This is a genomic window from Pseudarthrobacter sp. RHLT3-21, assembly GCF_059383495.1.
The window spans coordinates 213929-225870 of record NZ_JBWZCI010000006.1; the positions used below are offsets into that span (position 1 = coordinate 213929).

At 63.4% G+C, this 11942-nt stretch carries 8 protein-coding genes and 1 pseudogene; 4 read left to right on the forward strand and 5 right to left on the reverse strand.

What is annotated here, in order from left to right; genetic code table 11:
- Window positions 1-23: 23 nt before the first annotated feature.
- From AC50YA_RS09455 to AC50YA_RS09470, 4 genes are all read left to right on the forward strand, one after another.
- A complete protein-coding gene (locus AC50YA_RS09455; protein ID WP_494982025.1) occupies window positions 24-1268 on the forward strand; it encodes a tyrosine-type recombinase/integrase in 1245 nt (414 codons plus the stop codon).
- Window positions 1265-2236, forward strand: coding sequence for a tyrosine-type recombinase/integrase (locus AC50YA_RS09460; protein WP_494982026.1), 972 nt, complete (start codon window positions 1265-1267; stop codon window positions 2234-2236). The genes AC50YA_RS09455 and AC50YA_RS09460 overlap by 4 nt, the downstream gene beginning before the upstream one ends.
- Window positions 2226-3245 carry a tyrosine-type recombinase/integrase gene (locus AC50YA_RS09465; RefSeq protein WP_494982027.1) on the forward strand — a complete coding sequence of 340 codons (1020 nt, stop codon included), beginning with the start codon at window positions 2226-2228 and terminating at the stop codon, window positions 3243-3245. Before AC50YA_RS09460 ends, AC50YA_RS09465 begins: the two co-directional genes overlap by 11 nt.
- Window positions 3246-3754: 509 nt before the next feature.
- Window positions 3755-3895, forward strand: a complete 141-nt coding sequence (locus AC50YA_RS09470; protein ID WP_494982040.1) for a hypothetical protein — start codon at window positions 3755-3757, stop codon at window positions 3893-3895.
- 768 nt (window positions 3896-4663) lie between these two features.
- On the opposite strand, the gene AC50YA_RS09475 is transcribed toward AC50YA_RS09470, so the two are convergent.
- From AC50YA_RS09475 to AC50YA_RS09495, 5 genes and pseudogenes are all read right to left on the reverse strand, one after another.
- Window positions 4664-6037 carry an MFS transporter gene (locus AC50YA_RS09475; protein WP_494982028.1) on the reverse strand — a complete coding sequence of 458 codons (1374 nt, stop codon included), beginning with the start codon at window positions 6035-6037 and terminating at the stop codon, window positions 4664-4666.
- A 39-nt stretch (window positions 6038-6076) separates the two neighbouring features.
- Window positions 6077-7552: an NAD-dependent succinate-semialdehyde dehydrogenase gene (locus tag AC50YA_RS09480; protein WP_494982029.1), complete on the reverse strand. Its 1476-nt coding sequence runs from the start codon at window positions 7550-7552 to the stop codon at window positions 6077-6079.
- A gap of 19 nt (window positions 7553-7571) precedes the next feature.
- Window positions 7572-8822 (reverse strand): iron-containing alcohol dehydrogenase, encoded by a 1251-nt coding sequence (locus AC50YA_RS09485; protein ID WP_494982030.1) that lies wholly within the window; start codon window positions 8820-8822, stop codon window positions 7572-7574.
- A gap of 167 nt (window positions 8823-8989) precedes the next feature.
- Entirely contained in the window at window positions 8990-10885 is a 1896-nt protein-coding gene (locus AC50YA_RS09490; protein ID WP_494982031.1) for a helix-turn-helix domain-containing protein, read from the reverse strand.
- Window positions 10886-11807: 922 nt separating this feature from the next.
- A pseudogene (locus AC50YA_RS09495) lies at window positions 11808-11942 on the reverse strand (IS701 family transposase); the annotation flags it as partial.

Sequence of the window (11942 nt, forward strand, 5' to 3'; positions counted from 1 at the left end):
TTTCACTTGGAGGTGAGCAAGAAATGAATGTTTCTATCGCTGGGCTGATCGTGCAGGCGGATGCTGCAATCAGTGGCCTTGGGCATGCGCCATCGACGGACATGCAGTATCGGTGGGCGTGGTCCCAGTTTGAGAAGTTCTGTTCCCGGGAGGGCGTTGACAAGTTCACGGAGGACGTCGTTGCCTTGTATCTGCAGGCCGTGGCTGCAGAGCACCGGGAGGGCCGGATCAAGGAGTGGAAGCGCAAGCTGCTGCGTAAATCGGTCCTGGTCCTGTCCGAGGTAGCGAGGACAGGTACGTACCGGTGGGGACTGTCTCGCCGGATTCATCCGAATGGTGCACTCAGTGCGGCGTGCAGGCCGGTTCAAGAGCAATTCGAGGCCTGGCTTGGCAATCAGGGGCTGGCGCTGGCTACCAGGGATTTGTATGCCACGGTCTCCCGCACGGTGCTGGCGTGGCTGCCTGAACGAGGTGTGACTGACGTTCGGGAACTCTCTGGTGCGGATGTATCTGCGGCGGTGGTCTTTCTCGGCGGATACTATCGGCCTAGGAGTATGAGGACTGCAGTGACGGCGGTGCGGGTGTTGTGCCGCTTTCTCGAGGACTCCGGCTATTGCGCAGGGCTGTCACGGGCGGTCCCGACGCGGTTCTCGAGGCGTGTCAATTCTCCGGTTGTGCTCCCGCCCGACCGTATTGAGGAACTGACGAACTCGACGGACGTGTCCAAACCGGCAGGCCGCCGGGACCGGGCATTGCTGCTGCTGGCGGCCAGAACAGGCCTGCGCCCTGTTGACATGGTGGGCTTGCGTTTGAGCGACATCGACTGGAAGCAGGGTCAGATCGCGCTCACCCAGCATAAGACGGGGACTATGCTGATGTTGCCGCTGCTGGCCGATGTCGGGGAGGCGATCGCTGACTATCTTCTCCACAGCAGGCCCGCCGGTGTTGCCGACGATCACGTGTTCCTGCGAGCCCACGCCCCGCACGTTGGCCTGTCACCTTCGTCCGATTTGTATAACGTGGCCGCAGGTGCGTTTGCCCGCACCGAGACAGCTGCACCGAACGGCACTGGCCGCGGCTTCCGCGTGCTGCGGGCATCGTTCGCGACCAGGATGCTCGAGGGTGGCACGTCGCTGCCGGTAATCTCCGGCGCGCTCGGTCACCGGGGAATCGACTCGGCAAAGCACTATCTCGCGGCCAATGAAAAGCTCATGCGGGAATGCTGTCTCGATTTCACTGGTATCGAACCGAGGACGGCACGGCCATGAACGGTTTCGCCAGCAGCCTGGCCCCACATATCCAGGGCCTGCTGGCGCTCAAACACGCGATGGGGCTGCCCTACGAGGAATCCGAGCGGCACCTACACCATTTCGATGCGATGTGCTCCCGGGACTATCCTGGGCAGGGCACGCTGACCCGCGAAATGGCTATGGCATGGGCCGTTGACCGGCCTGGTGAGCACGTGAACGGACAGATGCGACGGATCACCCCGGTCAGGCAGCTCGCCAAGCACATGGCCGGTCTCGGCGTCGCCGCGTATGTCATCCCATCGGGCATTCCGGGCAGACAGGTCCGTTACCGCCCACACATCTTCTCGCACGAGCAGCTGCGGGCGATCTTTGACGCGGCGGATTCCATCCGGGCCTCGGGGTACGGCGGGCAGCGGCATCTGATCATCCCGGTGATATTCCGGATGATCTACTGCCTGGGCCTGCGGCCGGGCGAGGCCCGACGGCTGTATCGAAATGATGTTGATCTGGCCCGGGGCACGGTCAGTATCCGCGAGTCCAAAGGGCACAAGGACCGGATCGTGTTCATGTCGCCCGACCTGCATGATTACTGCCGCAGTTATGACGCCACGATCAGCGCATACCACCCAGACCGCATGCCGTTCTTCCCCAACCGATCGGGCAGTTTCTACAACGCATCAAGCATCGACTACTGGTTTCACGAGCTCTTGACCACCGCCGGCCCGGCAGTCGTGTCCAGCCCCGGCTCGCCGCCGCGCCCCTACGACCTTCGCCACGCCCACGTGATCGAGAGCATCAACAGGTGGGTGCGCGCCGGCCGTGACCCGGAAGCGCTGGTGGCCTATCTGAGTCTGCATCTTGGGCACAGCAGCCCCGAGGACACCTGGTACTACTTTCACCTTGCAGCCGATTTCCATCCCGACCTGCGCAGGCTCGCCAACACCGATATCGAATCCACTCTTCCGGAGGCATCCCATGGGATCTGATGATTTCTTCCGTCTCGTCCGCACCTGGCTGACCGTCCACCTTCCCCGAGCACGCAGGCTCAGCCAGCACACCATCCGCTCCTACAAGACCGCGCTGAACACACTGCTCGCCTACCTTCGCGAAACACGGCACCTGGAGCTGGCCGATATCACCTTCGGCGCCATCAACCACGCCACCATCACAGGGTTTACCACCTGGCTGCTCGATACCAAGCACATGGCAGCCTCCTCAGCGAACCAACGGGTAGCCGCGATCAAGTCCTTCCTCTCCTACTGCGCCGCAGAGGACCCGGCACTCGTCGCGATCTGGCTGGAGGTCAAACAAGTCCGGCCAGCCCGTGCGCCTGCCCATGCACCCGACGCGCTGACCATGCCCGCCGTCGAGGCGCTGATCCGAGCACCGGGACAACACACCAGCCATGGACTCAGGGATACCACCATCATCCTGCTCATCTTCGATACCGCCGCCCGCATCCAGGAAGCCCTCGACCTGACCCCGTCCGACATCGACACCACCCCCGGAAGCGGCCGCGTGACGCTCACGGGCAAAGGCCAGAAGACCAGAACGATCCCCATCATGGACAAAACCGGCCGCCACCTCGACCAATACCTGAACGTGTTTCACCCCGGCACGCCGGAACCGCACGCACCCTTCTTCTACACGATCCGGGCAGGCCAACACCATCCGATGAGCCAGGACAACATCACCTACCTGCTGAACAAGCACGCCACGGCCGCACGAGAGCATTGTCCGGACCTACCCGAGCGGATCCACGCCCATCAGCTTCGGCACGCCCGTGCCATGCAAATGCTGCGCGCTGGCGTGCCCCTGCCCCACATCAAGGAATTCCTCGGTCACGCCAACATTGCCACCACCAGCATCTACGCATCGGCAGATAACCAGATGGTTCGCGAGGCAATCCAGAAAGCAGCCAGCGCCACACCCGACCTCGCCCCCATCTGGAAAGGAAACGACGATCTCATCCTCCGGCTCGCCGGGCTCAAATAGTTATCCCGAGGAATACCGCCCCAACGCCGCTCCCACAGGCACAACGCGACAACAACTCGGGATAACAGAATCCTCGGGATATTCGGTCTAATCCCGAATTCGGGATTACACCGACAAGCCTGTCATTGAACGCACCCTGCAATCCATCGGCACGCTCTTCGCCCAATACGTCACCGGCTACCTGGGCTCCTCGGTCGAGCGGCGGGGCAAGAACGCCGAGCACCAGGGCGTGTTCTCGCTGCCGGAGATCCAGGACCTGCTCGATGAATGGATCGTGACCGGCTGGCAGAACCGGCCCCACGACGGGCTTCGGGATCCTTTCACGCCCTCCTGGGTGCTGACACCGCGTTCCGTTGAGCGCGTGCGCGCCCCCCGATCCGCTCGCCCAGCAGGCGCGGGCAGGGTACAACAAAAACTACTTTGCCGGCGACGGTTCGGTCAGCGAATACACTCCGGCCTCACGCCAGAGTGCGGTGACCTTCCAAGCTCCGCTACTCAACGGTCAAACGGTGGAGTCCCGGTCGTTTCAAGGCAAGGTCACCGTGTTGAATTTCTGGTATGCCGCCTGCGGCCCGTGCCGGTTGGAGGCGCGCGACCCAGTCCTTCCCGGCGGAGGAGGCACAGTTCTACGGCGTGAACATCCGGGATGAAGCTCCCACTGCCACCGCCTATGAGCGAACTTTCGGGGTGACCTACCCCAGTTTCTCATCCAAGTCGAACCACAAAACCCCGGAATCTCGCGGTTGGGTCAACTGTAGTGAGACACATTTCATGATTTTGTCTCACTTTAGTTGAGGCAAATCGAAGAATCCCAGGGTGCGCTATCGGCCCCCCGGAAACACGCGGAACTTTGCCCGGTGCCTCAACTAAAGTGAGACAAATCGGCCTAATGCCTCAACTTAAGTGAGATTGCCTCGACTTATTTTTGCTTGGCAGACCGGCATGCTTCATCAAAGTCCGAGAAGACTATTTGCGATCGACTGTCGGTGAAGAGGTCATCGTGCGGGAGGTGTCGGTCGGGTCCCCTTGGCATGAATATTGAGTCTCAAAGCCAGATCCCAAAGTGCACGCAGTAGTGGGGCCATGTGCTCGTCGACCTCAATACCGTCGGTTTCCTCTTGTCGTGGTTTGGTAGTCTTGGAATCTGGCGAGCTGGTAACCCCAGTTGTCTTTGCCGGCACCCTGTCCCGAAGCCGTCCCTGTACTGCTTCGGCCATAAATTGTAAGGCGCAGGCTCCCGATGGTCGGATTTGCAAGAGGCCGTGCAGCGCCTACATTTTACAAGTGTTCGCAACATCTGGCGACTCTCGCAGCCGGCTCCGACGATAACCGCGGGCAGACCACCTCAGGCGCAGCAAGAAGGGCGCCGTCCAGGTCTACCTTTGACCCGGACGACGCCCGCCTTACTTAAGGGAGTATCAGTTAGCGCTGACGCGCTCCTGGGCAATCCCTGCGTTTTTCTCGTCCAGCTCCTGGGCAGCGGCGATGCGCCGGTCCAACTTCTCGAGTGTTTCCGGTGCGAGGAGTGTCGCCACAACCGTGATGACGCCGATCACGCTGAAGTAGAGGATCACCCAGCCGGGTTCGCCGTTTCCGGCGGTGAGTAGCGCCACGGCGACCAACGGCGCGATGCCGCCAGCGAGAACCGAGCCGAACTGGTAGCCCATGGACGCGCCACTGTAGCGCAGCTTTGTGGAAAACAGTTCCGCAAAGAAGGCGGCCTGGGGTCCGTACATCGAGTTGTGGAAGACCGCGAGCCCGATGATGATGGCGAGTGTTGCCAGCAGTGCGCTGCCACTGTCCGTCATGACGAAGTAGAGCGGGAAGAACAGGAGTCCGCCGATGGAACCGAACAGGTACAGCGGCTTGCGCCCGATCTTGTCCGAGAGGATGGCCCAGAGCGGTACGGCGAAGACGCCGATGGCTGAGGCAATCAGAACGGACATCGTGCCCTGGTTAGCCCGTTCGGCACCGAACGTCTTCATGATGTAGACCACGGAGAACGTGGTGTACAGGTAGAACGCGGAGTTTTCTGCCAACCGCATCCCGACGACAAGCCAGATGCCCTTGGATTCCTTCTTCATGGCCTCGCCCAACGGCTTCTTCGAGGTCTGGTTCGTCGCCACGAGTTCCTTGAAGTCGTTTGAGTCTTCAAGCTTGGAGCGGACTATGATGCCTGTGACGATCAGGATCACGCTGAGCAGGAACGGAAGGCGCCAGGCCCAGGCGTCGAAGGCCTCTGCCGGTACGGCGGCCTTGACGGCAAGGACGCTGGAGTTGGCCAGAAGCATGCCTGCCGGGACGCCCATCTGCGTGAAGCTTCCGAAGAATCCGCTGCGTCCGGGAGGGGCGTGTTCGATGGAAATGACGGCCGCACCGGCCCATTCGGCTCCGGCGCCGAAGCCCTGCAGCAGGCGCAGCACCGTCAGCAGGATGGGAGCCCAGACTCCGATCTGGGCGTAGGTGGGAAGCAGCCCCATGGCCAGGGTGGCGAAGCCCATGATGAGCAGCGACAGCACCAGCATGGGCTTGCGGCCGATTTTGTCGCCGAAGTGGCCCGCGAACATGCCGCCGAACGGACGTGCAACGAAGCCTACCGCGTAGGTGACGAAGGCCAGAAGGAGTCCGGTCGCCGGATCCTGTTCGGGGAAGTACAGGCGGCTGAAGACTCCCGTGGCGGCGAGCAGACCGAAGATGTAGTAGTCATACCACTCGATGGTGGTGCCGACGAAGCTGGCAAGTGGAACGCGCCAAGGTGCTTTCGTTTTGGCTTTGGTATTGGAGATCGTCATTGGTCTTTTCTTTCGGATGGAAACGAAGGGAGCGGCTGGCTACCAGTCGAGGGCGATGTACTTGGTTTCGGTGAAGTCAAGCAGGCCCTGATGTGCACCTTCGCGGCCGAGGCCGCTCTGCTTGACTCCGCCGAAAGGTGCTGCGGGGTCGGAAACGAGTCCCCGGTTGAGGGCCACCATGCCGCTTTCGATGCGTTCAGAGACCCTGAGTCCGCGGCGAAGGTCCTCAGTGAAAACGTAGGCTGCGAGGCCGTACTCGGAGTCGTTGGCGGCGGCGATGACTTCGTCTTCGGTGTCGAAGGGGATGACTGAGGCCACCGGGCCGAAGATTTCCTCGCTGACCATGCGTGCCTGTAGCGGCACGTTAGTTACGACAGTGGGCGGGTAGTAGTATCCGGCGCCGTCGATGGCCTTGCCGCCGACGAGGAGCCTGGCTCCTTGGCTGACCGCGTCGCGGACCAGCGAGTCGACTTTGCGGACGCTCGCCTCATCGACGAGCGGCCCGACCTCGGTGTCTGCGTCGGTGCCCGGGCCCACGCGCATTGCGCCCATTCGTTCGGCCAGCCGGCGGGCGAACTCGTCGTGGATACCGCGCTGGACGTAGATCCGATTGGCTGCGGTGCAGGCCTGGCCGCCGTTCCGCATCTTGGCGATCATGGCACCTTCGAGGGCCAAATCGAGGTCCGCGTCATCGAAGACCAGAAACGGGGCGTTGCCGCCGAGTTCCATAGAGCACTTGAGTACGTTGTCGGCCGCCTGGCGCAGCAGGTGGCGTCCGACGCTGGTGGAACCGGTGAACGACAGCTTGCGAACCCGGGGGTCCGCAAGGATCGGGGTCATGACCTCGCTTGTCTTGCTCGTGGTGATGACGTTGACCACGCCCGCCGGGGTTCCCGCATCGATCATCAGTTGGGCGATCGCCAGGGCGGTCAGCGGCGTGAGCGTGGCGGGCTTCAGCACGGCGGTGCAGCCAGCGGCCAGCGCCGGCGCCAGCTTCCGGGTGGCCATGGCCGCCGGGAAGTTCCAAGGGGTGATCAGCACGCAGACGCCGATGGGCGGGTGCTGGACAAGGATCCGGTTGGAGCCCGACGGCGAGACGGACACATCTCCGATGATCCGGACCGCTTCTTCGGAGTACCAGCGGAAGAATTCGGCGGCGTACGCCACTTCTCCGCGGGCGTCGGTCAGGGCCTTGCCGTTTTCGAGGGAGATGAGGTGGGCGAGTTGCTCGCTGCGCTCGGTCATCAGTTCGAAGCAGCGGCGCAGGATTTCGGCGCGGCGGCGCGGCGGCGTCGCGGCCCACTCCGGGAAGGCTGCTGCCGCGGCGTCGACGGCGGCGAGGCCGTCCTCGACGTCGGCGTCGGCGATGCCGGTGATGACGGAAGCGTCGGAGGGGTTGATCACCTCGACGGTGTCACCGCCGCTGGCGTACTGCCAGTTCCCGGCGATCAGCAGCTGGCGGGGCACCGTCAGCCCGTCGACGTCGAGCGGTTCATGGGTTGAAAGAAGTGTCATCAGTGGTCCTTATCCCTGATCAGCGGATGGTGCGGTCGCCGGCGTAGGCGGCGTGAACGATGGAGGTTACGGCGTCGAGATCAAGCCGCACGGGGTTGTTATCGATGAGCCGCTTGGAGTTCAGCGACAGCTTGGCGATCTGGGCGAGGTCGCTTTCCTGCACGCCAAGGTCCTTCAGCGTCGGAGGCAGCTCGATGGCGGCGATGACCTCGTCGATTGCATCGACGCCTGCGACGGCGGCGGCGCGCGGGTCCAGTCCGCTGATATCGCGCCCCAGGGCTTCAGCGATCTGCGCCAGCTGCGGCTGGATCGCCTCGAAGTTGTGGCGGACGACGTAGGGCAGCAGGAGGCCGACTCCCACACCGTGGGGGGTGTGGGTAAGTGCGCCTACCGGGTACTGGATGGCGTGTGCCGCGGCGGTTCCGGCATTGCTCAGGACGACACCGCCGTAGAGTGCCGCGAGCATCATCCCGGCACGGGCCTCGGTGTTTTCCGGGTCCTTGTAGGCGGTCACCAGGCTGCGGCCCACCAGCCCGATGCCGTTCAAAGCAATCGAGTCCGTCAGGATGTTCTTGCCGACGAAGACCCGTTCCGTGAACAAGGTGGGGGTGCGTTCCCGGGTGATGGCAGTAAAGGACTCGACCAGGTGCACGAAGGTATCCGCACCGGTGGCGGCCGTCAGGGACGGGGGGCAGGAGTAGGTGAGTTCGGGATCGCACACGGCGGCGAACGGGATGATGTGGGGGCTCGAGATGCCCATCTTCATGCCCAGATCAGGATCGGAGACGACGGCGATTGCCGTCGCTTCGGAACCTGTGCCCGCTGTGGTGGGTAGGGCGATGACCGGCTTGGTGGGGCCGGGAACGGCGAATTCGCCGTAGTAGTCGCTAGGCTTGCCGCCGTGCGTGAGCAGCACGGACACGACCTTCGCCATGTCCATGCAGCTGCCGCCGCCGAAACCGATGATGACATCGATCTCCTGGTTCTTGAGCTCCTCAACGCAGGCCAGAATCCCCGGCGTCGGAAGCTCTGTTTGGGTATCCCCGTATACCCGTACGGTCAGGTCCCGGTTCTCCAGGCTCCGGACCAGGGCCTGAAGTTCCTCTGAGACGGCCAGCCGCGGATCGGTGCAGACGAGGACGTTGGTCCCGAATTCGGCTGCGATATCGGCGACGGCGAAACGCTGCTGGGCGCCGACGACGACACTCCGCGGCAGCCGCAGGACGCCGAAGGTTGCGGGACGGATACCCGCTGCATGCGCACACGACATTGTGAATGACTCCTAGAGATGGGATGAGCGGGCTGCCCGAAAGGCGCCGCAGATCTCAGCATTCCAGAACCACGTGACACTCACCATGTGATTCCGTGCCATATAAAGCCACTGTACATGTGGTCGGGTGCCATATGCTTTGGTTCGGCGGAAAGCAGGCCCGCTGGTCAGGAACCGCCGGAGCTGACGCCGGCTGTCTTCATCCGCCATAAGCGCAGCGCCACTTGGACGTCAAGGGAACGGCTTCCCCGGCGCCACGGGGCACCGATCAGGGCGTCTATCCGGTCCAGCCGTTGCCTAAGGGTATTGGGGTGGATGTGGAGGGAGTCGGCCGCTTCCTGGATGGCGCCACCGTTTTCCTGGAACGTCCACGCTGTGAGGACCAACTGCGTTCCCCGCCGCTCGTCGTAGCTCAGAAGTGGCCCCAGCTGTGCAGTGAGCAGCTGTCCAGCGAAGGGGCTGTCCATCGCTCCGAGTAACATTCCTGCGGTACCCAGGGCGGCCCGGTCCGCTGCCTCGCCGTTGCGCGAGAGGGCCTGCAGCGCACGGAGGACGGCGTGGGCTTCGGTGTGGGCCGCGGACAGCCGGGCAAAGCCGGTCACTGGTTCTGATGTCCCGACGCTGGCCGTGATGCGGCGTCGTTTCAGCTCGTCAATGATGGACTGGCCGGTGTGTGCGGCACCGCTGGCTTCATTCGGGCGGCTGTCGCGTCGTTCGAAGGGTTCAATGATGCACAAGTGTGATTCGTGCAGGGCGATGATTCCCGGGACCCCGTCGGGTCGATGCCTCAGTACGGAGAGTGCCCGTTGGCGCTGGTCGTCGCCAACCCCCACCACGCGCACCACGAGCTGGAGGTGGTTTGCCAGACCGAACTGCCCGGCCCTGCGGGTAAGCGCTGCCGCGTGTTCAGAGCGGGGGCTGAGCAGGTCATCGATGAGTTCCAGCTGCAGCCGGTATTGGGCGTCCTGGAATGTGCGTTCTAACAGCAGCGACACACTGAGCACCAGGGCGCTGCGTTCCAGGACCGCGAGCCGGGCCGGGCTGAGTTGCTCCGCGACGATGAGGGAGGCGAGGTGCTGGTCGCCCGCTACGGCGGACATGACGGTGTATTTCTTGTCCTTGACCTCGAACTGTACGGCCGCCCTCCTGGCCGCAGACTCCTCAGCGGCGCTCAGGGCCGGGAGGCTACCGAAGTCACCGTCCGATGCGAGCCCCGCCAGCGGCTCGCCCATGGGAGAGACCAAAAAGACAGGAGTGTCCAGGGACTCGGCCAGCAGGTTGAGCAGGTAGGGAAGGCTGCCGGTTGAGGCCAGGGTTTCCATGAGCCGCCGGTCCAGGGTTGAGAGCTCCTCCAGGGCCCGTACGTGGGCCAGGTTCTGCCGCTGTGCTTGGTCCAGTCGGGTGAGGGCGCTGGCCATTTCACTGAAGTAGCGGGCGTTCTCCAGCGCGACGGCTGCGTGCGTACCAATGGATTCCATCAAGGCCACGTCGTCACTGCTGAACTCGTGCGAATGCCTGTCGGCGACCAGGAGCGCGCCGATTACTTTCCCTTCTGCGCGAAGGGGGACACCCATGATCGCCCGGACGCCCTCGGCTGCCACAGCAGTGTCGCTGGACTCCAGATGGGATTTAGACTCGTCCATTAAGTAGTCGGCGCTCTGGGAGGGTGCCTCGCCGGTCGCCACGGCGCCGAGCACGCCTACGCCGAGGGGCATGCGGATGTTGCGGAAGAGAGCGGTCGTTGCGCCGTCGGTCACCCGGACGTAGGACTCACCGCTGCCATAGTCGTTGAGGCTCAAGTAGGCGATGTCGCTGCCGATCAATGACCGGGTGCGCCGGACGATGGCCTTGAGTACTGCCTCGACGTCGCGTATGCCGGTCAGGTCGGTGGCCGTATCGTAAAGGACCCGCAGCAGGCCCTCCCGGCGACTCGCCTCCCACAACTGGGCGTTCAACCGGCGTGCCGCCGCCGCAGTGGACTGGTCAATGGCCCCGGCTTCCAGCCAGGCGGACAGCGTGGTCTCCAGATCACCCGCGGAAACACCATGGTCAAGCATAGCCATGAGTTGGCCGGCACCCTTGGTACCGCCTGACGGGCCTCCACCGCTGTGAACGGCAGAACTGTCATTGGCACCCATGAACCTAATGCTAGTCCGTGGGCCACGCTGCCAGAGTCGGTCACCGCGCAATAACGGCCGGACAGAGCTGCGGACGCTGCAGCGCGCTCGTCCAGCCACTCTCTAGGGAAATGTCCCGGGGAAGCGTGGGATGCAGGATCTTGTCCTCGACGATCTCGTCCACTTCCACGCTGAGCCGCGCAGCTTTGCGGAAGCCGGCCAGGACTCCCAGCAGGCATGCAAGGAATAGCGGGGGAGCGCAAGTGCAACAGGCTCCGCGGCCGCCTGGCAATTTATGCTAGCGGGAAAGGGGCGGCGTCGGGCCTGGGAGAGCACGCCTTCGACAGGGCTTTGGGGACCCGAAATGGATGCGGGCCCGACTCGACCAAGCCGTCGCCGGCAGACCACCCAGCATCTGCGCCTGCGGGCACGAGGGCATCGTTCCCGCCTCGTCGATGCAAGACCCGCGTGCCGTCGGTGCTCAGGCAGGAGGACGTAGGCAACACGGAACCGGGCAGCGTGATCGGGGACATTGCTGCAGGACAGGGCAGGAACGTGGCCCTGAACACCTGCCGGTCAGGCGGTGTAGGGGCCGGTGACGCAGGTGTATTGGGCCCCTGCTGTCTCAAGCCCGAACATCTAAGTACTGGATGATCCTGAGGAGTTCGAATGCGGTACAAACCCCGCGGCTCATACTGGGTCAGCAGAGGGAGTATTACTCATCGTTTGCTTCATCTGGCTGAACCCTGTACTTGGGGCGCGCGCCTAGTAGTACTTAGTTAGGTTGGGGCTGGCGGTTGGCAGTAGGGGCAGTATCCGGTTCGTGCGGCGACGAGGTGTTGGAGCTCGCGGAGGATGCCGTAGAGACTCAGGCTGCCCCAGGCGCTTTTGGGTGTGTCAGGCGCAGTGTGGTGATGAATAGGTGGGCCGCGGTGACGAGGGTGGCGTGGTGGTGCCAGCCGAGCCAGGTGCGGCCTTCGAAGTGGTCGAGGCCGAGACCGGT

What these genes read in the sequence shown, in the direction of transcription:
- AC50YA_RS09455 (WP_494982025.1), top strand. Translation starts at nt 24, where the DNA reads ATGAATGTTTCTATCGCTGGGCTGATCGTGCAGGCGGATGCTGCAATC.
- AC50YA_RS09465 (WP_494982027.1), top strand. Translation starts at nt 2,226, where the DNA reads ATGGGATCTGATGATTTCTTCCGTCTCGTCCGCACCTGGCTGACCGTC.
- AC50YA_RS09485 (WP_494982030.1), bottom strand. Translation starts at nt 8,822, where the DNA reads ATGTCGTGTGCGCATGCAGCGGGTATCCGTCCCGCAACCTTCGGCGTC.
- AC50YA_RS09460 (WP_494982026.1), top strand. Translation starts at nt 1,265, where the DNA reads ATGAACGGTTTCGCCAGCAGCCTGGCCCCACATATCCAGGGCCTGCTG.
- AC50YA_RS09475 (WP_494982028.1), bottom strand. Translation starts at nt 6,037, where the DNA reads ATGACGATCTCCAATACCAAAGCCAAAACGAAAGCACCTTGGCGCGTT.
- AC50YA_RS09490 (WP_494982031.1), bottom strand. Translation starts at nt 10,885, where the DNA reads ATGGCTATGCTTGACCATGGTGTTTCCGCGGGTGATCTGGAGACCACG.
- AC50YA_RS09480 (WP_494982029.1), bottom strand. Translation starts at nt 7,552, where the DNA reads ATGACACTTCTTTCAACCCATGAACCGCTCGACGTCGACGGGCTGACG.